Annotated in this window: 18 protein-coding genes and 1 tRNA gene; 9 read left to right on the plus strand and 10 right to left on the minus strand. The window is 45.3% G+C overall.

The window, feature by feature from the left end; translation table 11 throughout:
- Positions 1-33: 33 nt before the first annotated feature.
- Positions 34-264, minus strand: coding sequence for a hypothetical protein (locus Q1A23_RS15595; protein WP_299824938.1), 231 nt, complete (start codon positions 262-264; stop codon positions 34-36).
- A 206-nt stretch (positions 265-470) separates the two neighbouring features.
- Between Q1A23_RS15595 and purL the strand changes: the two genes are divergently transcribed.
- From purL to Q1A23_RS15625, 6 genes are all read left to right on the plus strand, one after another.
- The gene (purL, locus tag Q1A23_RS15600) at positions 471-2,687 is read left to right on the plus strand and encodes a phosphoribosylformylglycinamidine synthase subunit PurL (RefSeq protein ID WP_299824939.1); all 2,217 of its coding nucleotides are present in this window, start codon (positions 471-473) and stop codon (positions 2,685-2,687) included.
- Between the two features lie 107 nt (positions 2,688-2,794).
- Positions 2,795-2,867: transfer RNA gene (locus Q1A23_RS15605), tRNA-Gln, on the plus strand.
- 166 nt (positions 2,868-3,033) lie between these two features.
- On the plus strand, positions 3,034-3,963 hold the full coding sequence (locus Q1A23_RS15610) for a ribose-phosphate pyrophosphokinase (RefSeq protein ID WP_299824941.1): 930 nt from the start codon (positions 3,034-3,036) through the stop codon (positions 3,961-3,963).
- Between the two features lie 137 nt (positions 3,964-4,100).
- The gene (locus tag Q1A23_RS15615) at positions 4,101-4,685 is read left to right on the plus strand and encodes a 50S ribosomal protein L25/general stress protein Ctc (protein WP_299824943.1); all 585 of its coding nucleotides are present in this window, start codon (positions 4,101-4,103) and stop codon (positions 4,683-4,685) included.
- Positions 4,686-4,908: 223 nt separating this feature from the next.
- On the plus strand, positions 4,909-5,472 hold the full coding sequence (gene pth, locus Q1A23_RS15620) for an aminoacyl-tRNA hydrolase (protein ID WP_299825621.1): 564 nt from the start codon (positions 4,909-4,911) through the stop codon (positions 5,470-5,472).
- A gap of 143 nt (positions 5,473-5,615) precedes the next feature.
- Positions 5,616-6,869, plus strand: a complete 1,254-nt coding sequence (locus Q1A23_RS15625) for an MFS transporter (RefSeq protein WP_299824944.1) — start codon at positions 5,616-5,618, stop codon at positions 6,867-6,869.
- 51 nt (positions 6,870-6,920) lie between these two features.
- On the opposite strand, the gene Q1A23_RS15630 is transcribed toward Q1A23_RS15625, so the two are convergent.
- Positions 6,921-8,111, minus strand: a complete 1,191-nt coding sequence (locus Q1A23_RS15630; RefSeq protein ID WP_299824946.1) for an ATP-binding protein — start codon at positions 8,109-8,111, stop codon at positions 6,921-6,923.
- A gap of 220 nt (positions 8,112-8,331) precedes the next feature.
- Positions 8,332-10,371 (minus strand): methionine--tRNA ligase, encoded by a 2,040-nt coding sequence (metG, locus tag Q1A23_RS15635; RefSeq protein WP_299824948.1) that lies wholly within the window; start codon positions 10,369-10,371, stop codon positions 8,332-8,334.
- 140 nt (positions 10,372-10,511) lie between these two features.
- On the opposite strand from metG, the gene Q1A23_RS15640 reads away from it, so the two are divergent.
- Positions 10,512-10,736, plus strand: a complete 225-nt coding sequence (locus tag Q1A23_RS15640; protein WP_299824950.1) for a hypothetical protein — start codon at positions 10,512-10,514, stop codon at positions 10,734-10,736.
- A gap of 50 nt (positions 10,737-10,786) precedes the next feature.
- On the opposite strand, the gene Q1A23_RS15645 is transcribed toward Q1A23_RS15640, so the two are convergent.
- The 3 genes from Q1A23_RS15645 to msrB form a co-directional block, all read right to left on the minus strand.
- Positions 10,787-11,134 carry a hypothetical protein gene (locus tag Q1A23_RS15645; protein ID WP_299824952.1) on the minus strand — a complete coding sequence of 116 codons (348 nt, stop codon included), beginning with the start codon at positions 11,132-11,134 and terminating at the stop codon, positions 10,787-10,789.
- Positions 11,135-11,306: 172 nt separating this feature from the next.
- A complete protein-coding gene (locus tag Q1A23_RS15650; RefSeq protein WP_299824954.1) occupies positions 11,307-11,570 on the minus strand; it encodes a hypothetical protein in 264 nt (87 codons plus the stop codon).
- A 134-nt stretch (positions 11,571-11,704) separates the two neighbouring features.
- The gene (gene msrB / locus Q1A23_RS15655) at positions 11,705-12,253 is read right to left on the minus strand and encodes a peptide-methionine (R)-S-oxide reductase MsrB (protein WP_299824956.1); all 549 of its coding nucleotides are present in this window, start codon (positions 12,251-12,253) and stop codon (positions 11,705-11,707) included.
- A gap of 215 nt (positions 12,254-12,468) precedes the next feature.
- Here msrB and typA point away from each other — a divergent pair, with 215 nt between their 5' ends.
- Complete coding sequence (gene typA, locus Q1A23_RS15660; protein ID WP_299824958.1) at positions 12,469-14,280, plus strand: translational GTPase TypA; 1,812 nt, start codon at positions 12,469-12,471, stop codon at positions 14,278-14,280.
- A 131-nt stretch (positions 14,281-14,411) separates the two neighbouring features.
- Positions 14,412-16,094, plus strand: coding sequence for a S41 family peptidase (locus Q1A23_RS15665; RefSeq protein WP_299824960.1), 1,683 nt, complete (start codon positions 14,412-14,414; stop codon positions 16,092-16,094).
- A 46-nt stretch (positions 16,095-16,140) separates the two neighbouring features.
- Here the strand turns inward: Q1A23_RS15665 and Q1A23_RS15670 are convergent, their stop codons facing one another.
- From Q1A23_RS15670 to Q1A23_RS15685, 4 genes are read right to left on the minus strand one after another with little or no spacing between them, the layout of a single operon-like run.
- Positions 16,141-18,534: a hypothetical protein gene (locus Q1A23_RS15670; protein WP_299824962.1), complete on the minus strand. Its 2,394-nt coding sequence runs from the start codon at positions 18,532-18,534 to the stop codon at positions 16,141-16,143.
- Between the two features lie 17 nt (positions 18,535-18,551).
- Positions 18,552-19,691 carry a DUF4249 domain-containing protein gene (locus Q1A23_RS15675; protein ID WP_299824964.1) on the minus strand — a complete coding sequence of 380 codons (1,140 nt, stop codon included), beginning with the start codon at positions 19,689-19,691 and terminating at the stop codon, positions 18,552-18,554.
- Between the two features lie 7 nt (positions 19,692-19,698).
- Positions 19,699-22,476, minus strand: a complete 2,778-nt coding sequence (locus tag Q1A23_RS15680; protein ID WP_299824966.1) for a TonB-dependent receptor — start codon at positions 22,474-22,476, stop codon at positions 19,699-19,701.
- Positions 22,473-23,198 carry a hypothetical protein gene (locus tag Q1A23_RS15685; RefSeq protein ID WP_299824968.1) on the minus strand — a complete coding sequence of 242 codons (726 nt, stop codon included), beginning with the start codon at positions 23,196-23,198 and terminating at the stop codon, positions 22,473-22,475. The genes Q1A23_RS15680 and Q1A23_RS15685 overlap by 4 nt, the downstream gene beginning before the upstream one ends.
- Positions 23,199-23,326 lie beyond the last annotated feature (128 nt).

Here is a 23,326-nt window from a genome sequence, read left to right on the forward strand (position 1 = left end):
AAGATAAAGAATCAACCTGCCGCAAAGGCAATGCTACAGGTTCTTCAGGAGTTCAATCTGCTCGTCGTTCAGCAGGATGTAACGGTTGTTAAAAGGGTTGGCGTAAAACTTTTCGCAGATAACGTATTCGCCAGATTTTAGCTTGTGGATATTGTAGCTAAAAAGGCTGTTGGAGCGCTCAATCACTAGTTCTGTGGTACTTAAATCTAATTGTTGGCCACAGGTGGTCGTAATAATATCAGAATTAATTGTTGAGGTTGGCATAAGCATAAATAAGGTGTAGAAATTACAGTACGCACAATTCTGCCTAGAGTGACGCTACACGATAAGAAAAAGCAAATATTTTTCATTGTATATACATGGTGTTACAGGGCCGGTAAACATCGCTTTTTAAAAAGGCTAAGTTCTGCTGTACTCTTAAAGTATAAGTTCCTACTTTTGCTAATCCGTTTACCTAAGCCAGACAAAACGTGGAACAACAACTGACAACAGTAGAAACAGCTCAGAAGCTTGGCCTTCTGGAAGAGGAATTTGAAAAGATTAAACAGATTTTAGGGCGCACTCCTAATTTTACAGAGCTCAGCATCTTCTCTGTGATGTGGTCTGAGCACTGCTCTTACAAAAACTCCATTGTTTGGCTTAAGACCCTGCCAAAAGACTCGCCTCGCATGCTGGCTAAAGCCGGCGAAGAGAACGCAGGCCTTGTAGATATCGGCGACGGCTATGCCTGTAGCTTCAAGATCGAATCACACAACCATCCATCTGCCATTGAGCCTTACCAGGGCGCAGCAACAGGTGTGGGTGGCATTAACAGAGATATCTTCACGATGGGTGCCCGCCCTATAGCACAGCTTAACTCGCTGCGTTTCGGCAACCCGCACTCCGAAAAAACAAAGGGCCTGCTGCGTGGTGTCGTAAAAGGCATCAGCCATTACGGCAACGCCTTTGGTGTGCCAACTGTAGGTGGCGAACTTTTCTTTGACGAGTGCTACAACATCAACCCACTTGTAAACGCCTTTTCGGCGGGTATTGTAAAAGTTGGCGAAACTGCCTCTGCTACCTCTTATGGCGTAGGCAACCCTGTATTTATAGTTGGCTCGGCCACAGGCAAAGATGGTATCCACGGAGCAGCTTTTGCATCCAAGGATATCACAGAAGATTCAGCCAAAGACCTTCCTTCTGTTCAGGTGGGGGACCCCTTCCAGGAAAAGCTTTTATTGGAGGCAACACTAGAGATCATCCAGTCTGGCCACGTAATTGGCATGCAGGATATGGGTGCTGCCGGCATTACCTGCTCTACTTCCGAAATGAGTGCCAAAGGCGAACACGGTATGGATATCTGGTTGGACAAAGTACCTACCCGCCAGGCTAACATGGTGCCTTTCGAGATTCTGCTTTCGGAAAGCCAGGAGCGCATGCTGATTGTAATGAAGAAAGGTTTTGAGCAGACAATTAAAGACATCTGCGACAAATGGGATTTATACTGCGAGCAGATTGGTGTGGTAACCGAAGGCGGGCAGTTGCGCTATTATATGAACGGTGAACTGGCTGCTGAAGTACCTGCCAACGATCTTGTACTAGGCGGTGGCGCACCGGTTTACCACAGAGAGTACAAAGAGCCGGCATACTTCCAGGAAGCAAAGCAGTTTAACATAGAGCAGGTGCAGGAGCCGGAAGATTTACAGGCAGTAGCTGAATTTCTGACAACGCACCCGAACATCGCTTCTAAACGCTGGGTCTATCGCCAGTACGACTCTATGATCGGCACCTCTACCATGACAACCAACGCCCCTGCTGACGCTGCGCTGGTTAAAGTAAAAGGTACTGACAAGTCAATTGCTGTGACCGTAGACTGCAACAGCCGCTACGTTTATGCCGACCCTGAAGAAGGAACTGCCATTGCCGTAGCCGAGGCTGCACGTAATATTGTGTGCTCCGGGGCAGAGCCAGTGGCAATAACAAACTGCCTTAACTTTGGCAACCCTTATGTACCGGAAGTGTACTGGCATTTTGTTGGCGCTATAAAAGGTATGAGCAAGGCCTGTACTGCACTTGGCACTCCGGTAACGGGTGGTAACGTTAGTTTTTATAACCAATCGTCAGATGAAGGTCCTGTGTTCCCTACTCCAACAATTGGCATGCTGGGTATACTTGAGAACAAGGATAACAAAATGACGCTTGCCTTCCAGAACGCAGGCGACCTGATTTACATGATCGGTGAGGCGCAGAACGACATAGCCTCTTCTGAGTACCTGTACTCGTACCATAAAGTGAAGCTATCCCCTGCCCCATACTTTAACCTGGACGAGGAGCTGGCGCTGCAGAAAACGGTTAAAGAGGTAATAGAACAGAAGCTGATTAACTCTGCTCACGACGTAGCTGACGGTGGTTTATACATTGCCTTACTAGAGTCGGCCATGCCAAAAGAACTGGGCTTTGATATTACTACAGATAAAAATTTCAGAAAAGACGCTTATTTATTTGGGGAGAGTCAGAGCCGTGTTGTAGTATCGGTTGCCTCATCTAAACAAGCCGATTTTGAGAAACATCTGCAAAATAACAATATGAAATTCACCCAATTAGGTAAAGTAACAGGCCACGACTGCCATATAGACGGTGCCCTTTTTGGTGGTATTTCGGTAGCGAAAAAGCACTACGATACAGCGCTAGAGCAGATTTTAGACTAATTTTTTTCAAAATATTTTCAGCAATTGTTTGCAGTTTAAAATCGTCTCTCTATCTTTGCATCACTGAACGACGAAGGGGCTTCCACCCTGAAATCTAGTAGGTAACTTGTCCGATGGTGTAACCGGCAACACGTCTGATTTTGGTTCAGAAGAGTCCAGGTTCGAGCCCTGGTCGGACAACTTAAAAGAACAATCTGCCACGTGCGGGTTGTTCTTTTTTGCTTATACAGCAGGTGTAAGTATTTAAATATCAGAAATATCTAGTGCCTGTTATCAGGATTTTTGGTAGCTTTGCGGGCATAATAAACTAAACCTAAACCCTCACACTTTAGCTTTTAGCACCATTATGCCACAAGTAAAAATATTCTCTGGTTCCGCATCCAGATACTTAGCCGAGAAAATTGCCGCCGCTTACGGCACTACCCTTGGCGACTTAAGTATTTCGCGTTTTAGCGATGGTGAGATCGGAGTGCACTTTAATGAGTCAGTTCGCGGCGCAGAGGTTTTCATAGTACAGTCTACTTTTCCGCCAGCCGATAACCTGATGGAACTAATGCTGCTTGTAGACGCGGCTAAACGTGCATCGGCTCATAAAGTAATTGTGGTAATGCCATACTATGGCTATGCCCGCCAGGACAGAAAAGACAAGCCGCGTGTATCGATAGGCTCTAAAGTGTTGGCAAACGCAATACAATCTGTAGGCGCAGACCGCCTGATGACTTGCGATTTGCATGCCGGCCAGATACAAGGCTTCTTTGATATTCCGGTAGATCATCTGGATGGCTCGGCCATCTTTGTGCCCTACCTGCGCAGCCTGAACCTGGGTTCTGACTTGATCTTCGCATCGCCTGACGTTGGAGGTGTGGTAAGAACAAGAGCCTTTGCAAAGAACTTTGGTTCTGAAATGGTTGTTTGCGACAAACACCGCAAACGCGCTAATGAGATTGCCTCAATGCAGGTGATCGGTGATGTTGAAGGAATGGATGTGGTGTTGGTGGACGACATGGTGGATACAGCAGGTACCATCACAAAGGCAGCGGCCTTATTGAAAGAAAAAGGAGCGAAATCGGTTCGCGCCATTGCTACACACCCTGTATTATCGGGGCCAGCTTATGAGCGCATCGAGGAGTCGGTTTTAGAGGAGCTTGTTGTATCGGATACCATTCCGCTGAAGCAGGAGTGCTCTAAAATAAAAGTGCTCTCTTTCTCGGACCTGTTTGCCAGAGCGATAAACAACGTGGTAACGCACGAGTCTATAAGCTCATTATTTATTTAAGGTTGCAAGGTTAAATGGTTTAATTGCCACATGGTTGTTTTACACAACCGCACCAGCAGTCAGACTATCAAACAAGCAACAATTTAACTTAGGCTATACTTTTGTAGCAATAAACATTTTTTAACAAATTCATTTTTATGAAAACTTTAGAGATTATAGGGTTTAAAAGAGCAAATCTCGGCAAAGCGCAAACTAAAGAATTGCGTAATGAGTCTTATGTACCAGGTGTACTTTATGGCGGTGCTGAGCAAGTTCACTTCTATGCACCAGCTATCCTGTTCAGAGACTTAGTTTATTCTCCGGAAGTATACGAAGTAGACTTAAACATTGAAGGCACGCATTACAGAGCTATCATGCAGGATGTACAGTTCCACCCTGTAAACGAGATGCTGCTGCACGTTGACTTCCTTGAGTTGAATGATGAGAAGCCAGTTAAAATCGATATCCCGGTTAAGATGATTGGAAACTCTCCAGGTGTAATGCTAGGTGGTAAGCTTGTAACTAAACTGCGTAAGCTTAAAGTTAAGGCTCTTCCAGCTAACCTTCCGGATTACATCGAGGTTGATATCTCTGAACTTGAGCTTGGTAAATCAATCAAAGTTGGTAAGATCAAAGCAGGCGACTTCGAGATCCTTAGCAACCCACTTGCACCAGTAGCAACAGTTACTATTCCTCGTGCCCTTAAGAGTGCACAGATGGAAGAAGCTCGTGGCAAGAAATAAGCTTCACAGCTTTTCAAATCAAATCCTGTCCTGCTTACAAGCGGGGCAGGATTTTTTGTTTCTGCTTTGAAGTTGAACTGTTTAATTGTTAAATAGCTAAATTCCGTATTATTTTACTGCCTTGCCTTACAAACCAAAACTTTAACAATTGAGCAATTCAACAATTAACGTGATAAAAACCTGGTTGGGCCTCTCCCCTGCCACCCCAGACGAAGATACAAGTATGAAATACCTGATTGTGGGCCTTGGCAACATTGGCCCCGAATATGCCGAAACCCGACACAACATTGGCTTTATGGTGTTGGATTACCTGGCCAAGAAGCACGATGCACAATTTGACACAGGTCGCCACTCCTTTGTAACCGAGATAAAAACAAAAGGGCGCACGTTTGTACTGGTTAAACCTACCACGTACATGAACCTAAGCGGTAAAGCTGTTGGGCATTGGTTAACCTCACTTAAGTTACCCGTGGAACAGATGATGGTAATTACCGACGACATTGCCATACCTTTTGGTAAAATTCGCATCCGCACCAAAGGTAGCGCTGGCGGCCACAATGGCTTAAAGCACATCGAGCAAACATTGGGGCACAATAACTACCCGCGGCTTCGCTTCGGTGTTGGCGATACGTTCCATAAAGGCAAGCAAGTGGATTATGTGTTAAGCAAGTTTAGCGAGGATGAGCAGATAGACCTACAGGCATTAGTAGAAAAAGCCGCTGAATCGGTACTTGCTTTTGGCACAATTGGCTTAGAGCGCACCATGAACCAGTACAATACAAAGTAAAGGCATAACTGCAGCAGTAGCACCTGGTTAGCTGCAAAATAAAGTATAAAAAGGCGCAAATTATTGCGCCTTTACTTTTTAAAATACAAGTACGAAAGTATACATTTGCCTACTTGCTTCCTGATTATCTATACGTTACAACTATGAAAAAAATACTGCTGCTCTACCGCAATGCTTTCGGCGGGCTATCCAAACCAGCCTGGATGCTTTCGCTGATTATGTTCATAAACAGAAGCGGCGCCATGGTGATCCCTTTCCTGGGAGTTTACCTTACAGAATCCCTTGATTATACTTTAAAAGAAGCCGGCATCATATTAAGCATTTACGGGCTTGGCTCGGTTTGCGGATCTTTTATAGGCGGTTGGCTTACTGATAAGATCGGTCATTTTAAGGTGCAGTTTTTTAGCCTGACGGTTGGCGGCAGTTTATACTTCATGTTTTTGTACCTGGAGCAGTTTAAATACATGGCAGCGGCTGTTTTTATACTTAGCCTGATAAACGATATGCTCCGCCCTGCAAACTCTTCCTCGGTTGCCTTTTATGCCAAACCCGAAAACGTGACGCGGGCTTTCTCATTAAACCGCATGGCGCTAAACCTGGGCTTTTCTGTTGGTCCGGCTTTGGGAGGCTTACTTGCTGCAGTTTCGTACAAATGGTTATTTATTGCCGATGGTATTACCTGCATTATGGCCGGCCTGTTCTTTTATGTGTACTTCAGGAACAGGCAAGGGCATAAACCGCAAAAGCGAAATGCTGCTACTGCACCCACTCAGGAAAAACTGCGTTCGCCTTATAAAGATGGCATTTATATCTTGTTTATACTTCTCAACTGTGGCTTCGCGATCATCTTTTTCCAGCTTCTATCCACGTTGCCTTTATACTACCGCCAGGTATATATTTTGCCAGAAGAGCGCATTGGCACTTTGCTGGCCTTAAATGGCTTTATCGTTTTCTTGTTCGAGATGATACTAGTATACCTGATCGGAAACAACATCAGGAAATCCTGGCTGATACCAGCAGGTGTGTTAGTGATGGGCCTATCGTTTATAGTGTTAAATGCTGGGCATCATGTGGCGTATCTTTACATTGCCATGGCCTTATTAAGCTTCTCCGAGATACTGGTGATGCCTTTTATGGCTACTATAACTGTAGAGCGCTCTAACGACAGTAACCGTGGCTCCTACATGGGGCTTTATACAATATCGTACGCAGCTGCACATGTAGTTGCGCCTTATATGGGCACTACAATAGCCTCTAAGTATAGTTTTGATACACTTTGGTGGGTGTTGGGCGTTTTCGCGATAGTTGTAAGTATAGGTTTATACTTTGTGGTTAAAAGGATAGAACCCATCGCTTTTAAGCCGGTGGCAGTAGGCGAACCGGTAGCAAGCAGTTAGTACTATTAAGAAGGCAACTGCTGCACCATCATACTAATCATACTTGCTGGCTTAAACCGGCCACGTAAAGTAGAATGCAGCCCCTTTACCGAGTTCAGACTCTACCCAGATTTTACCGCCCCTTTCTTCCACAATTTTCCTGACAGTAGCCAGCCCGATGCCAGAACCTTCTTTTTTAGAGTCTCGGGCAAGGCGCTCAAACAACCCGAAAATTTTCTGCTGGCAATCTGCCGGTATACCCGGCCCATCGTCTTTTACACAGAAAAGATAACTGCCTTTGGAAGTAACAGAAGCGCTAACATCTATTTTACCCTGCCCCGTTTGATGGTATTTGATGGCATTGGAAAGCAAGTTGGAAAACACCTGGTTAAGCAACACCTTCTCAGTTTTAATTACAGGCATATCCGGGCTAATTGTTATTTCAAACCCGGCAGCGCCCCGCAAGCCTGATTTTATACTTTGCAGAAGTTCTCCGACTGCTACTTCCTCCTTGTTCAGGTTTTGGATTTGCATCCCTGCATACTCCAGCAAACCTGATATCAAGGCATCCATAGCTTCAGCTCTTTCTTTTAATAAGGCTGCATGTTCCGAAATAAGCCCGAAATTTCCAGCTGTCAGATCTTCCTCTACCCACTCTACAATAGCACTAATATTATGAACCGGCTCTTTCAGGTCATGCGACACCATATGCGTAAACCTGTCGAGCTTTTCGTTTGCCTCCTCCAAGAATTTTTTTTCCTTTTCGAGCTGCTTTTGTTTCTGCCGCAGTTCAAACTGCACCATCACCTGCTTCGACAGCGTTTTTAAAGCTTTCTTCTGCGCATCTGTCAGCTTTTTAGCTACGGTGTCTATCACACATAAAGTACCAAGCCGATGCCCGCTTTCGGTTATCAAAGGGGCTCCTGCATAAAACCTGATATTTGGGTCGCCGGTAACAAGCGGGTTTTCACGGAATATCTCATCTTGATGCGCATCGGTAACTTCGTATACATTTTCCTGCTTTATGGCATGGTGGCAGAAAGAAATAGAACGTGGCGTCTCTGTCACATCAATCCCTTTCCTCGACTTAAACCATTGGCGGTTGTGCGTAAGAAGTGTGATCAGGGAAATCGGGGTGTCACAAATTACAGAAGCTAGCTCCGTTATGTCATCAAAGTCCCTCTCCGCCTCCGTATCGATAATCTGAAAGCTGTACAATGCCTTTAGCCGCGCCTGTTCTACTCTATCTTGAATCGATTGCATGAATTATATTACTGACTCTGTAGTATAAAGTTTACCCCTTAACTCAATACCATTTAGCAGCGTGTTACCAACCATTAGCTCCAGTATGTCAGCGCTATACCTCTTATACTTTACTTATAGTCACTAAGAAATGGTTTTCATCTATATTTAAACGAGAAGCCCCTTCTGAACACAAAGTCAGAAGGGGCTTCTCGTTTTAGTAAGCTTTATACTTTAAACCTTACGATACAGTACCGCCATTTGTAATTTGCTTGCCGGGCTGCACAAAAGCTAAAGAGCCATCGGCGTTCTCAGCCATTAAAATCATGCCCTGGCTGGTAATGCCCTTAATGTCGCGCGGGGCCAGGTTTACAAGTATACTTACCTGCTGGCCAATTATTTCTTCTGGATTAAAAAACTCAGCAATACCGCTTACCACCGTACGCTGATCAATGCCCGTATCTATTTTAAGTTTAAGGAGCTTTTTGGTTTTAGCTACTTTCTCGGCCTCCATAATGGTGCCTATACGGATATCCATTTTAGAGAAATCCTCGAAAGAGATATTTTCTTTAGCTGGTTCTGCCACCGCGTTTGCCATTTCGTTTGCTTTTTTGGTATCCAATAGCTTTTGTACCTGGGCCTCTACGGCCGCGTCCTCCACTCGCTCGAACAGCAGTTCAGGTTTGCCAATCACATGGCCGGCCGGCAACAGCTCAGCAGAGCCAGCATCCGTCCACATAGCAGGGTTCATACTTAGCATACTGCGCAGCTTGTCGGCAGATGTTGGCAGGAACGGCTCCATAAGTATGGCCAGGCTGCCAGAAATTTGAAGCGCAATGTTCATGATTGTTTTTACACGCTCTTCGTCCGTCTTGATCAGCTTCCAGGGCTCTGTATCTGCCAGGTACTTGTTGCCAAGGCGTGCCAGGTTCATTAATTCACCAAGTGCATCCCTGAATTTATAACGCTCAATGTAAGTAGCAATTACCATCGGCATGCCTTCCAACACACCCAGCACCTCCTTGTCATAGTCTGTAAGTTCGCCGCGGGCAGGTACAGCACCTTCGTAATACTTTTGGGTTAGCACCACCGCACGGTTAATAAAGTTGCCAAGTATGGCCAGCAACTCGTTGTTGTTGCGCGCCTGGTAATCTTTCCAGGTAAAGTCGTTGTCTTTGGTCTCAGGAGCGTTGGCACACAAAGTATAACGCAGCACATCGCCTTTGCCTGGGAAGTCCTGCAGGAACTCGTGCAACCATACTGCCCAGTTACGTGAGGTAGAAATCTTGTCGCCCTCCAGGTTCAGGAATTCGTTGGCAGGTACGTTGTCAGGTAGTATGTAATCGCCATGCGCTTTTAGCATGCTCGGGAAGATGATGCAATGGAACACGATGTTATCCTTACCGATAAAGTGAACCAGCTTGGTTTCTTCGTCTTTCCAATATTTCTCCCAATCATCCGTTAAGGCTTTTGTAGCGGAGATGTAACCAATTGGCGCATCAAACCACACATACAGCACTTTTCCTTCTGCACCCTCTACCGGCACCGGCACACCCCAATCAAGGTCGCGGGTTACGGCACGCGGCTGCAACCCTTGGTCTATCCAGGACTTGCATTGGCCGTACACATTTGGCTTCCAATCGCCTTTGTGGCCTTCCACGATCCACTCGCGCAACCAGGGCTCATACTCGTTAAGCGGCAGGTACCAATGCTTTGTTTCGCGCATTACAGGCACCGCACCGCTTAGTGTGCTTTTCGGGTTGATCAGGTCGGTGGCATTAAGGGAGGTGCCACAGCTTTCGCATTGGTCGCCGTAGGCATTCTCGTTGCCGCACTTAGGGCACGTTCCTACTATGTAACGGTCAGCCAGGAACTGCTGTGCCGTCTCGTCGTAGTACTGCTGCGTGGTTTGCTCTATAAATTTGCCGTCGGCGTGCAGTTTCTTAAAAAAGTCAGAGGCTGTTTCGTGGTGTATTTGCGAAGAAGTACGGTCATACACATCAAACGACACCCTAAAATCCTCAAACGACTGCTTGATCAGCTCATGATACTTATCAACGGCCTGCTGTGGCGTAATGCCTTCTTTTTTGGCACGAATAGTAATGGGCACACCGTGCTCATCAGATCCGCAGATAAACTTCACATCGCGGCCCTGCAGGCGCAGGTAGCGCACATAAATATCAGCTGGCAAGTATACTCCAGCCAAGTGCCCGATGTGAACCGGTCCGTTGGCGTAGGGCAAAGCAGCCGTGACAGTATAGCGTTTTGGTGTAGTGGTCATGTTTCGTCTTAAAGATACAAATATACAAATACAGCGCGATTGCACCGCGCCTAACAGCTAATTGGTAATTTCGAAGTGCCTGCTCTGACCTACGCTAGGTTTTTCCGTAAGAGAGAGCATCACCTATCCTATACTTTGAGATGAAAAATAAAGATAACTTCCGGACGACAAAACACGATGGAGACACACTTGGCGAAAGCGAGAAGAAAAAAAAGATAGCTCAAAAGCCTGCGCCCAAAGAAGCTGATCGTGAATCAATCAACACCCCCAAAGAAAATGAAATATACGTGGACCTGGAGCCCGATGAGCTGCATGTAGGAGATGAAGCTGTGGAAGAAGTGCAAGAGAGAAAAAAGAAGGAATAAAGCTACCACCAGGAAACGCCCCAGTTTTAATGTATAAACTGGGGCGTTTTTTACTCGTCACGGTTTACCTGTATTGGTCTTATTACCGGCCTGATGGGCCAATAAATATTGTGTCGGGTAGAGTCTACGGGTGATATGGGTAATTGCTGCGGGCGTAAAGCCGGAGGTGTGGTAGCAGGCCCGTTACGGTCAAACTCTTCGATGTTCCGCTTCCGGTTTATTTCGCTGGACTGCTCATTCATTCGTTCACGTATATCCATACTTGCGTCTCCGTTGTAGCGCACTCTCTGTTGTGTTATCGCCCCTTCAGGCAAGTTCTGCTGTCCCTCCGAAAGCGAGGTACATCCTGCTACACCTAAAATCGCACTCCCGATTATATAGACTACATTCTTTCTCATTTTTCAAAGCGCTATTCGTTTAAGCCTTGGCTTATAAGCATATACGTAGTATAGCAGTACATAAATAAAATATTAGAGCCCAGGCTCAAACTTTATGCCCTATAAACGCAGAGGCGACAAGTATAAAAGTATACTTGTCGCCTCTGTTACGCCTAGTATCAAGCTAACGAGTTTAACTGTTGCCGTAAAGGTTTGCAGAACCAACTTGTGTTAGCATCAATCCTTCCGGTGCAGGGTTTACAAAGCCTGCTTTGGTTAAATGCTGTTCTGCCTCCTTCTGCACATCTTTATAATGTGGATAACGCTCCTGCAAGTATGGGTAAAGTTCCTGGTACACCAGCGTTTCGCCTTCCTGTATGTTCATTGTTTTAAAGGCATCCATAATGCATTGGGCAGTATTTTCTATATTATCAGCTTCTGAGTGTAGTTCTACCATCTTTCTATACTTTTCATTAATGTTTAGTTAGAAATAGTACGGTAGGCTTATATTAATTGTTAATTGCGGCAGTAGATTCTTGCCTACCCCTCTGCTTTATGCTGGTTGTACCAGCTGCTATGTAGCGTAAAGCCTTATTTTTTCTCGAAGGCAAGTGCGGCAGAGTTAAGGCAGTAACGCAATCCTGTTGGCTCAGGCCCATCAGGGAAAACATGCCCGATATGCGAACCGCACCGCGCGCATTCTACCTCTGTTCGTACTTCTCCCATACTTCTGTCTTGTACCTCTTTCACACGTTTTTTATCAACAGGTGCGTAAAAACTGGGCCAGCCAGTACCAGACTCAAACTTAGTATCAGAACTGAACATCGGGTTATGGCAGGCAGCGCAATAGTAGATTCCACGCTCTTTATTGCCGTTATACTTGTTATTGAATGGTTGTTCGGTGCCCTCCTGCCGCAGCACATAATACTGTTCCGGGGAAAGCTCCTTTCGCCATTGCGCCTCTGTTTTTATTACAGTATCACTTAAGGTTTCGCTATTAAGTACCTGCTGCACATAATCTGGTAAAGGTGCATCGCCGGCATTAGCAGTAGTATAGTCTGTATCAGTAGTTTTTTCTTGCTGTGTGCAGGCCATAAAGCTTAACATAGCGGCAATCAAAATAAAATAAAATGCTTTCATACTTGTACTTACGGGTGTAATTAAGGCCAGGTAGTGGCTAATATTAAAATTATAACTACTTAGGAAACAAAGTATAAGCTATTTGTGTTTGCCATTTAACCTGCCAAAAAATGGCATTTTAATAAATTTAATAGTAACATAACCTGTTTATTTCGAGCGAACTAGTGAAAATCTAAACCCTTTTCAGTACTTTTGCGGCTCGAAAAACCTATTCAATGCAAAATATTCGAAATATTGCGATCATCGCACACGTAGACCACGGCAAGACAACGCTCGTGGACAAGATCATCCATGCTTCTAAGCTATTCGCAGAGCACCAGCAGTTTGACGACCTTATATTGGACAACAATGACCTGGAGCGCGAGCGTGGTATCACGATCGTTTCTAAGAACGTGTCGGTTCGCTACAAAGACGTTAAAATCAACATCATAGACACTCCTGGTCACGCCGACTTCGGTGGTGAGGTTGAGCGTGTACTAAAGATGGCTGATGGTGTGTTACTATTAGTGGATGCTTTTGAAGGCGCCATGCCACAGACGCGTTTCGTACTAAGTAAAGCTATCCAGCTTGGCCTTAAGCCAATTGTGGTAGTAAACAAAGTAGACAAAGAAAACTGCCGTCCTGACGAGGTACACGAACAAGTATTCGACCTGATGTTTAACCTTGAAGCGACAGAAGATCAGCTTGATTTTACTACGCTTTATGGTTCTTCTAAGCAAGGTTGGATGAGCACCGACTGGACAAAACCTACAGATAACATCACACCTTTGTTAGATGCTATCATTGATGTGATTCCTGCTGCTCCTTACCGAGAAGGTTCTCCACAGATGCAAATCACATCTTTGGACTATTCATCTTTCGTAGGTCGTATCGCTATCGGTCGTGTGCACCGTGGTACACTTAAAGAAGGTATGCCAATTGCGCTTTGCAAAGCCGATGGCTCTATCAAGAAAGGCAAAATTGCTGAGCTTCAAATTTTTGAAGGTCTTGGTCGTAAGAGTGTTCCGGAAGTGTCAGCCGGTGAAATCTGCGCTGTAACGGGTATCGAAGGTTTCGACATTGGTGATACTATTGCTGATGCTGAAAATCCTGAGCCATTGGCACGTATCTCTATAGATGAGCCAACGATGAACATGTTGTTCACGATCAACAACTCTCCTTTCTTCGGTAAAGAGGGTAAGTTCGTAACATCACGTCACCTTCGTGACCGCTTGTTTAAAGAAACTGAGAAAAACCTTGCGCTACGTGTTCAGGAAACAGACCGTGAAGATACTTTCTTAGTATTTGGTCGCGGTATCCTTCACTTGTCAGTACTTATCGAAACAATGCGCCGTGAGGGGTATGAGTTACAGGTAGGTCAGCCACAGGTAATTTATAAAGAAATTGATGGTGTTCGTTGCGAGCCTATCGAACACATGGTTGTTGACGTGCCTGAAGAAACTGCCGGTAAGGTAATTGAACTGGTAACGCAGCGTAAAGGTGAACTTACTATCATGGAGCCTAAGGGAGACCTGCAGCACCTGGAGTTCAACATTCCTGCACGTGGCCTGATCGGTCTTCGTAATAACGTACTTACCGCTACGGCTGGTGAGGCTATCATGAACCACCGTTTCATGGCGTATGAGCCGCATAAAGGTCATATCCCAGGTCGTATCAACGGTTCTATCATCTCTATGGAGCAGGGTCCGGGAACGGCTTACTCTATCGATAAACTTCAGGACAGAGGTGTATTCTTCGTTGATCCGGGTGTAGATGTATACATGGGCCAGGTAATTGGTGAGCACAGCCGCCAGAACGATATCACGGTGAACATCCAGAAAGGCAAGAAGCTGACAAACATGCGTGCTTCCGGTTCTGATAACAACGTGAAGATCGCTCCTGCCAAGAAGTTCTCTCTGGAAGAAGCTATGGAATACATCCAAAAAGATGAATTGCTGGAAGTAACTCCGAAGAGCATCCGTATGCGCAAGATCTACTTAGACGAGAACGAGCGTAACCGCATGCGTAATAAAGAAGAAGTAGCTTAAGTATAAGCTATTATAAATTTAATGAAGCCCCAACCGGTAAATCTGGTTGGGGCTTTTTGTTTTATCCCCCTTTGATTATTAAATGTAGTTTTTACTATATTAGAGTAAAGGAACCATTAACCAGTTCGCCTATGAAAAACAAACTCTACATACTGTGCCTCCTTATTATGCTCTTCCCGCTGCATGTCATGGCCCAGAAGCATTCTACAGAAATACAACGTCTTGCAACACTTGCCAAAACCTGGGGCTTGCTTAAGTATCACAATCCAAACATAGCTAAGGGCTCCATAAATTGGGATAGTGTATTGGTGGCACATGTTGCTGCGTTTAGGAGGGCAAATACAAGTAAAGAGTTAAACAAGGCGGTGCGGACCCTCATCACTACTGCAGGGCCAAAAGCAGCAAAGGCAGTACTAACTCCTGACACATCACAGCTATTTATGAAGAACTATGATGTTAACTGGACACACAATAACAAACTGTTCGATAAAAGAACAAGGCAGCAGTTACACGATGTAATTGCTTACCGGCATGATACCACCTCAACATATTATGTACGAAGTGGCGGCACAGGGCCTGTTTTCACAAACGAAAAGCCTTATAAAAACATGCAGTACCCCGCTGCAGAATACAGGCTTCTGGCATTATTCAGGTACTGGAACACCATTCATTATTTTTTTCCCTACAAGTATATTACCGATAAAGACTGGAATCAGGTACTGGAAGAATACATACCTCAGTTTTTGGCTGCCCCTAATGCAGCGCAATATGCTTTAACAGCAGCCAGACTTGTAGCAGAAATAAACGATACGCATGGCTACTTTACATCGCCTGTGTTTGAGGCTTACCTTGGAGAGTACAAAGCTCCTTTTGGATATGCCATACTAGATGATAAACTGGTTGTAGATGGGGTGCAGGATTCTGTGATGCGGGTACATGATATACTCCCGGGCGACGTGATTACGCATGTAGATGGACGCGAAGTTAAGGAATTAATTAAGGAACGGGAGCAGTATTTTTCCTACTCAAACCCAACCGGCAGGAACTACAACATTCTGCCCATGCACCTGCTTCGTGGCCACACCGACGAAATGGAGATCATCTTTACAAGAGACTACCAAAGCATAACTAAGAAGATAAAGCGGTACAAGCAGGCATATGGCATGATGAGCCTAGCGCAAAAATTCCTCGATAGACCAGCAGCCAAAGAAGTAAGCAAAGGAATTGGTTACATCTACAATCTCAAAGTAACCAGCCAGGAGCAGGCGGACAGTATATATGCGGCGATGGCAGATTATACTGCTATCATCTATGATTTACGAGCAACACCAGATCATACTTTTCGCTGGCACACTGCCCACTTATTACCGAAACGAACTCCGTTTACTAGCTTCGCTCACAGTAATGTTAAGCTACCTGGTTCTTATATGTGGCTTAAAAGCCCGTACGCTGAGTCATTAACCGGTCCGGAATCTAACCCTGCTCCTTTTAAAGGCAAAGTATACATACTTGTAGGGCCATATACTTTCAGCATTGGTGAGTTTTCCGCAATGGCACTACGGGCAGTACCTGGTGCTACAGTAGTAGGTTCCCAAACAGCAGGAGCCGATGGCGACGTAACAAGAATCGTTTTACCAGGCGGTATAACAACCATGATTTCAGGCCTCGGCATCTACTATCCTGATGGCGGGCAAACACAACGCATAGGTATAGTGCCTGATGTAGAAGTTCTGGAAACTGCAGAGGATATCAAAAGCGGCAGAGACGTTGTGCTGGAACGAGCAGTTGAGTTGGCAAAGAAAGAGAGTTTATAAGCAGGTCCGATTAGTGTCAGTAATCGGACCTGCTTATAAACCGTATTTACTCTACCTTGAAAGTATAAGTACCCGTACCGGCATTACCCTCTTTGCTTAGGCCATGCACAACAACTTGGTAAGTACCTGTTTGGTCAGATGTAAAAAAATTCAGGTTAGACTGTCCCGAAGTGGTTGCATCAGGGTTCCAGTATAACAGATTTCTAAGATCCGGTATTCTGCTGCTGCGCTGCTCTGAGGTAGTATATTGTGGGCTATAGAATTCGCGCGCTAGCTGCATGCCTTCATACTCCTGCAGCAAAGCCTTAGGGTCTACCTCATAACCAGCCAAATCACCAGCATAGGTTACGTAGCTTACCACACCATTAAAAGTAGCACTACCGTGGAAGTACTTTCTGGAAACCACATCCAATCGCTGCACCTTTCTGGGGTCAAAAGCCATAATTTTGTCAGTCTCGAACACAGGAACACCATCTAGCAGGATCATCGGCTCCTGATCAAAGAGTGCTTTAACAGGTTGATTTACGACAAAGAAATGAAATTTGCCCTGGCGCCTTCTTACAAAAACCGGCTGTACGTATTCACGCATTACCTCCTCCATCACCGGAAAGCGGGTGTAAGTATCTAAAAAGTAGCTTTTATCTGGCGTGCCATAAAAAGCGGTGCTGTCGTAGGCTGGCAAAGTATATTTATAAGCTACACCAGCTGTATGATAGTTTTGTACCTGCATGTGTATGCTGCTCGCAAGCAATGTTGGCTCGTGGCTCTCTGAAAGCTGGAACCGGGGCAACTTATAACTTGACTTAAGCGCGAAAAAAGGACTTTCTATTTCAAAAGTATAAGAGCTGTCATTAGTTGTGTTTGCCTGTAGCACAAGGGTCCGAGAACCGTACAGACGCATCATGTCAAACAAAAGATTGCCAGCACTATCGCTTACTGCAGTAGATAATTTTACATCCCGAGATGGACTGGCAAGGTAAGCCTGTACGCCGGCTGCAGGCTTCTTTGTTTTAGCATTAAAAACTCTGGCTCGCACCAGGTGCCCTCCGTACTCAGTTGCGTGAGTATATGGTGTGGCTGTTGTGTCGTGCAGCACCTCTTTCCAGTTAAACTTGCTCCAACCGTGGGTAAGCATTAAATTATCCTGAGCTAACTCTGCTGCTGTTCCCGTTTGGGTTAAGTAGTATTCAGGTTGCTCAATGGCTCCTTTCAACTCAGACGAGAGCCAAAGATAACTTGCCATACTTTGCTGTTGCCATCTTTGCAGCGAATCCATTCTATATACTGCCACCGACAGGTTAGCTGGCCTGGCTGCACCCATAAGCGTAGTTTTGATATCTAGATTAACTTCAGATCTGGTACTGTACTTTTTCTGATCAGTTTGAGCGCTAAGCTGCAAGAGTTGCTGCGGCTTTTTAAAGTACAGGCGTTCACAAACCGGCTGCTTGTTTGCATTAAAAACAGTAAAATATGTGATCCCCTCGCCAAGCTTATCTTTTGGTATCGTAAAAATAATTTCACCTGCCTCGTTCGGATGAGCGGCATAGGCAAGGGCAGCCTCTTTGCGTGTATGCGCAAGTAGGTATACTGTGTAAGCACCTGGCGCTAAAGCAAGCGGATTTGTGCGGACCGAGATTTTCAGAAGATCTGTATCAACGTTTGAAAGGTTCAATACAAAACCTCTGTCCTGTGCATGTGGCAGTTCTCTGGTAATGATTTGCCCCTCAGGTCCTCTAAGAACTGTTCTGTATTTTTGCCCCGCTTCCGGAGTAAACGTAAACCTTCCAATGCCAAATTGGTGGGTACTAAATTTGGTTAAGGTATCGTTTGCCTGGTTTAACAGTAGCCCATCAAAGGGTATACTTTTGCCTGTTGCATCCGTGGTCTTAAATGCCACCACACTTTGCACCCCATTTACCAAGTGCCCTCCCTCCGGAAAAAAATTAACATCAAACGCAGCAGAGGCTGCCTCCTGTTGCAGGCCAAGCTGTTTAAAGGTATTTACAATAGTAATGGGTTTCTCAAAGTATAAATCGGCGCTAAAGTTTTTCATCCAGTTAGTATAGGCTCGCACCAGGTAGTTACCCGAGTTTAGGGTTGCTGGCAGCAAAAATGAGCCATTCCCGGAGCCGTCTGTCAAAGCTACTTTGGCCTGCATAACAGGGTTCTGCTCCTGGTCCAGGACCTCTACATAAGCTATTTTGCTGAGCTTGGCTGACTGGTGGCTGTTGCCCTCTACGTTGTATACTTTAAACCACATTGATTCCCCAGCCAGGTAACTTTCCCTGTCGCTGTGCAGGAAGATCTTTTCCTGCATGGTACGCTTGTTGTAGCTATTTAGACTTTTAGCCAAATAACTTTCATCTCCTGTTTGTGCGTGAGCTGCGCTATAAGCAAAAAGGGAAAACCCTAAAGCAAGGCCTTTAAGTATCGTATTCATTTTCATCTTGCTGCTTATTATTTCCAGTACTCGGGTTTAATCGTGCTGCCCCCTTTAACACGACAGTCGGCGCATGCTCTGTTTGCCACAACATATCCTGCGTTTGGAGGCAATAACTCCTCTACTATAAGTTTATCTATGGCCAGCCATTGGGGCAAATCTCTGAGAGAAGTGGTATCTAAGCTGCATACAGGTATATCATGGTAGGAGAAACCGAGCTTTCTCATTTCCGGGCCACTTATAAACATTCTTTTCTCAGTCATGGACTGGATGCTAAAGTAGCCTAACACAGGATTATCAGGTTGTTTTACATTCTTGATGTTGCCACGTACCTGTGAAGGTTGCGCATCAAAAATGGAACCTACACTTTCAGTATTTTTCTTAAGCATTTGCCAATACTCATACTCTGCTTTACTGATGCCATACTGACGCACCAAAATGCTATACTTTGTGGCTAGCTTCTCAGAAACGCCCTCACGGAACACAAGTGGATAATCGCGCACCACATCTTGCACTAAGTGAGCAGTACTGCCAACAAGTATGGACGTTGACGGATCTGTGCGCCAGCACTTGTAAAATTGCTCTTCCTGTGACCTAGGTATAACTTCTCCGCCCTTGTAAGCCCAAAGCGAGTTGTAGTAGGAGGTATATTCGTAAGTTTCTTCAAACTCCCAGCGGTAATATAGGGTGTTGTTTGCCGGGTCGTGGGAGCTAACACTAATTTGTATACCATTCTGCTCTGCACGCCAGGTTATGTCGTCTATCTCAGGTGTTTTCTGAGTCGAAACAAATTCAGATACATATTCTTCGCCGTTTGCCGTTTTTACCCGAAGCCGGTATTGCTTGCCGTAGCTAAACGACATACCTGTGACGCGATACGCTCCTCCGCCAACATCATACATACTGAAGGATTCATTCGCATCCGTCTCTATAGTAACCTTTGCACGTGTTTCTCTTATAGGCTCGCCCTGATCCTCTAGCTTTTGTGAGCGAGACAGTACTACCTTACCTGTACCTTTTTCGATGTTTAAAGAGCCCTCTACCACCAGAATGTTTGCATCTATGGCAGAGGCTGGCAACTCAAATGGCTCTACGCATTGGGTAAGTGTAAATAAAGCCGCGAAGCTAAGTATGGCTAACCAGATACTTGTTTTCATCTGCATACTAAAACTTGAAATTATATGTAACTGTAGGAACAGGCTGTCCGAAAATAGACATTTTGTACCCTTTTATTTTGCTGTCCTCTGAGATGAAGTATACAGAGTATGGGTTTTTGCGGCCTGTCAGGTTATAGACTGACACTGTCCAGGAACTGTGCGCCAACTTCTGCACCTTGTGGTTCCCCTCAATGTTCAAAGCAACATCAACGCGGTAATAGTCCGGAATCCTGAACTGGTTACGATCTGAATAATACACCCGCTTAACGCCTCCTAAATCATAGGTGGCAAGCGGTACCGTTATAGGCCTCCCGGTGCTGTAAGTCAGGTTGATGGAGGTACTGAATCTACGGCTAAAGCGGTAGTTGCCAACAAACGTGAGGTCGTGTGGTTTATCAAAATTGCTTGGGTAATACTTGCCATTATTGATAACTTCAGAAAAATCATCACCGTCAGACTTTACCAGCGAGCGCGAATAAGTATAACTTACCCAACCGTTTAGTTTGCCTGTGTTTTTCTTTAGCATGGCCTCTACCCCATAAGCTTTACCCATCGAGTTTAGCACATCTGTTTCGATATGATGGTTAAGTATAAGCTGTGCTCCGCTCCTGTAATCCAGAAAGTCTCTCATACTTTTATAGTAGGTCTCAACAGAAGCTTCTATGGTGTTTGATCTAAAGTTCCTAAAGATTCCAATAGCATACTGGTCTCCTACCTGCGGCCTGATGTGCTTATCGCTAAGCTTCCAGATATCAGTAGGAGATACCATAGCTGTGTTTGTGAGCGTGTGCACATATTGCCTCATCCTGTTGTAGCTCAGCTTCACAGACATATCACTGGTTAAATTATACCTGAGCGACAACCTGTACTCAGGTCCATGATACGTCTTGATCATATCTCCGGAACCGTAAGCAACTGTATCAACAATACTATTTTCAGTTTTTGTCTCTCCCGGGGCATAGGTGAAAACACTTTTGGCCCCCAATGCATTAAACACAGAATAGCGCAAACCAACCGAAACAGATAGGCGCTCGTTAATTTCATACTGGTCGCTGATGTAAAGCGCACTCTCCACAGCCCTCTCCTGCTCCAGTATGTCAGCTTTCACCAACGATTCGCTGCCGCGCGGGGTAAAGCTGCCGGGCTTTGTATTATAAAGTATACTACTGGCTCCGAAATCAATTACATGCTTAGCGTTAGGGTAATAGCTCAGGTCTATTTTAAGGTTAGCCTGCGATAGGTCATAACCGAGCTCAAAAGCATTTACCGGATTTTTATCGCTGTTAATGCTGTAATTATAACCGCTGAACCCTCCGGTTACAACGCTATACAGGTTGTTCGTAAAAACATGGTTCCAGCGCAGCGTCATGCTCTGGTTGCTGTAGTTATACAGGGTATCGCTGCCCAGCTTAAATTTATCTTTACTGAAGTAGCCCGACAGCACCAGGTTGTTCTTGTCGTTGAGCTCGTGGCTGATGGTTGTGTTTAAGTCATAAAAAGCTGCTGTGCTGTTCTGCATACTTTTGCTCGGCAAGGCTTTCAGCAGCCAGTCAGAATAGGTGGTGCGGCCACCTATCAGGAAAGATGTTTTGTCTTTTACGATTGGCCCCTCTAGTGTAAGCCTGCCAGAGATAAGGCCGATGCCTCCAGAGCCTGTAAACTCCTTTTTATTGCCTTCCCGGCCTGCAATTTCGAGTACGGAAGATAAGCGCCCACCATACTTGGCCGGCACGCTGTTCTTGTAAAGCTCCACGCTTTTTACCGCATCCGGGTTAAAAGCGGAGAAGAACCCGAACAAGTGCGAAGGATTGTAAATGGTGGCATCGTTGAACAAAATCAGGTTCTGGTCCGTTGCACCGCCTCTTACGTTAAGGCCTGTGGAACTCTCCCCTACCGATTTCACACCTGGCAACGTCAGCACCACTTTCAAGATGTCAGCCTCCCCAAAGGCGGTGGGTACTTGCTTTACTGTTTTAATGTCCAGCTTATCCACACCCATCATCAGACCCGACACATTTTTCAGTTTCTCGGCCTCTACCAGCACTTCTTTAAGGGGCAGCACGTCTTCCTGCATCTCCATGTTCAGCTTTCCGTCAGCGTTAAGAGCTATTTGTCTTCGCAGCTCTTTCATGCCCACACTCTTCACTTTAAGCAGGTGCTTGCCTTTGGGCAGAGTAAGGGAGTAGAAACCAAAATGATTGGTAGATACTGCTGTTAAGGGCTCCTCTATCAGTACAACTGCACCAATTACAGGCTCCCCTGTCTTGGCATCCAATATGGTGCCCGCCAGCGTAGCACTACCTACTGCAGAGGCCGCTGATCTGATACCAATCTCATACAGTTTGTTTTCACTATTAGCTGTTGGCCTGCTTTGTTTGCCACGATCTGTTATGTAGTCAGGCACAACGGCTGCATGCTGTATTTGCTCTTTAGAGAAGAAGCCCTCAGGCAGCGAGCTGAATAACTCTCCCGCTTTGATCACGAACACGCGGCCATCTGGATCAATGGCAAACTTGTAGGCTGTGTTCTGGAACACGTTGTTTAACACCGTGGCCAGTTCCTGCCGGTCTGCTTTAAGAGTTACCGTTACACTATCGAGGGTGGCAGTATCAAAAAAGAACCTGTGGCTGGTTTGTTTCTCGACCTGCTCTACAAAATCTTTAAACGATATCCCTGTAAACTCTCCGGTTACTAACTGAGGTTTGGCACTTTGGCCGTATGCGCTGTGGAAGACAATAAAGAAGGATGCTGCAAACAACAGAAAAGCGCGGTAAAGATTGATCATTTGGCCTGCGTTAGTAAATCGTACTGCTCAGCCAGCTTAGCGATGGCAAATTCGCGGTTTTGGGAAAAGATAATATTGTTAGCTTTTAGGTACTGCGACAGCTCTTTTTTGTGCTCTTTGAGCACCTTAAGTACAGAGCCTTTGCTTTTTACAGGAAAGTAAGTCCCGGCTTTAAGCAGATAGTAGTAGTTATCAGCGGGGAACGTAACCGTAACCACTTCTTTTTTATATACTTTTTTTCGTTTGGCCAGCACCTGAAGGTTGCCGCTGTAAAGCTGTTCGTAAAATCCGGGTGCCAATGTGCTGTTATCCTGGATATGGATAAAAGTATGCCCGTCAAGCTTAAACTGTGTTATTTTGTTCTTGTGGACTTTAATGTAGATTGTGGGGCTAAATTCATCATGGCGGCCTACAATTACATCGTCATTTACAATATCGTAAAATATTGGAACGCGCTCATACGTCAGTCCGTCATACACCAGGCTTGCTTCTAATAGCTTATTTAAAAAGAACTGATGCTCACCCACAGAAACAGGATAGCTAATAAACTCGCTCCCACTAAACAGATGTGCCTCTTCCCCCATTGCCTGCCGGTAAGTGGCAATGGCAACTTGCTCAGCATTTTCTGGAGAAGCGCTGGCTGCAGCAGCGGTTTGCGCCTGGAGTTTTGTAGCAGAAAAAAAGATTAATAGTAGTAGAAATAAGTCAAGGGCAGGCCGCATTCCAGTATTTTAAAATGTGTTATTTATCGCACAACAAGGTACAATTATCTTACAAAATATATACTAGGAGCTTAACAAGCATTAGCTGATTTTCTACCAACCCCTCGAATTTGTCGCTTTAGTTCCTC

Source organism: uncultured Pontibacter sp. (assembly GCF_947492645.1).
Classification (GTDB): Bacteria; Bacteroidota; Bacteroidia; order Cytophagales; family Hymenobacteraceae; genus Pontibacter.

What these genes read in the sequence shown, in the direction of transcription:
- Q1A23_RS15615 (WP_299824943.1), top strand. Translation starts at nt 4,101, where the DNA reads ATGAAAACTTTAGAGATTATAGGGTTTAAAAGAGCAAATCTCGGCAAA.
- pth (WP_299825621.1), top strand. Translation starts at nt 4,909, where the DNA reads ATGAAATACCTGATTGTGGGCCTTGGCAACATTGGCCCCGAATATGCC.
- metG (WP_299824948.1), bottom strand. Translation starts at nt 10,371, where the DNA reads ATGACCACTACACCAAAACGCTATACTGTCACGGCTGCTTTGCCCTAC.
- Q1A23_RS15675 (WP_299824964.1), bottom strand. Translation starts at nt 19,691, where the DNA reads ATGAAAACAAGTATCTGGTTAGCCATACTTAGCTTCGCGGCTTTATTT.
- Q1A23_RS15645 (WP_299824952.1), bottom strand. Translation starts at nt 11,134, where the DNA reads ATGAGAAAGAATGTAGTCTATATAATCGGGAGTGCGATTTTAGGTGTA.
- Q1A23_RS15670 (WP_299824962.1), bottom strand. Translation starts at nt 18,534, where the DNA reads ATGAATACGATACTTAAAGGCCTTGCTTTAGGGTTTTCCCTTTTTGCT.
- Q1A23_RS15625 (WP_299824944.1), top strand. Translation starts at nt 5,616, where the DNA reads ATGAAAAAAATACTGCTGCTCTACCGCAATGCTTTCGGCGGGCTATCC.
- Q1A23_RS15685 (WP_299824968.1), bottom strand. Translation starts at nt 23,198, where the DNA reads ATGCGGCCTGCCCTTGACTTATTTCTACTACTATTAATCTTTTTTTCT.
- msrB (WP_299824956.1), bottom strand. Translation starts at nt 12,253, where the DNA reads ATGAAAGCATTTTATTTTATTTTGATTGCCGCTATGTTAAGCTTTATG.
- Q1A23_RS15595 (WP_299824938.1), bottom strand. Translation starts at nt 264, where the DNA reads ATGCCAACCTCAACAATTAATTCTGATATTATTACGACCACCTGTGGC.
- Q1A23_RS15630 (WP_299824946.1), bottom strand. Translation starts at nt 8,111, where the DNA reads ATGCAATCGATTCAAGATAGAGTAGAACAGGCGCGGCTAAAGGCATTG.
- Q1A23_RS15665 (WP_299824960.1), top strand. Translation starts at nt 14,412, where the DNA reads ATGAAAAACAAACTCTACATACTGTGCCTCCTTATTATGCTCTTCCCG.
- Q1A23_RS15610 (WP_299824941.1), top strand. Translation starts at nt 3,034, where the DNA reads ATGCCACAAGTAAAAATATTCTCTGGTTCCGCATCCAGATACTTAGCC.
- Q1A23_RS15680 (WP_299824966.1), bottom strand. Translation starts at nt 22,476, where the DNA reads ATGATCAATCTTTACCGCGCTTTTCTGTTGTTTGCAGCATCCTTCTTT.
- typA (WP_299824958.1), top strand. Translation starts at nt 12,469, where the DNA reads ATGCAAAATATTCGAAATATTGCGATCATCGCACACGTAGACCACGGC.
- Q1A23_RS15640 (WP_299824950.1), top strand. Translation starts at nt 10,512, where the DNA reads ATGAAAAATAAAGATAACTTCCGGACGACAAAACACGATGGAGACACA.
- Q1A23_RS15650 (WP_299824954.1), bottom strand. Translation starts at nt 11,570, where the DNA reads ATGGTAGAACTACACTCAGAAGCTGATAATATAGAAAATACTGCCCAA.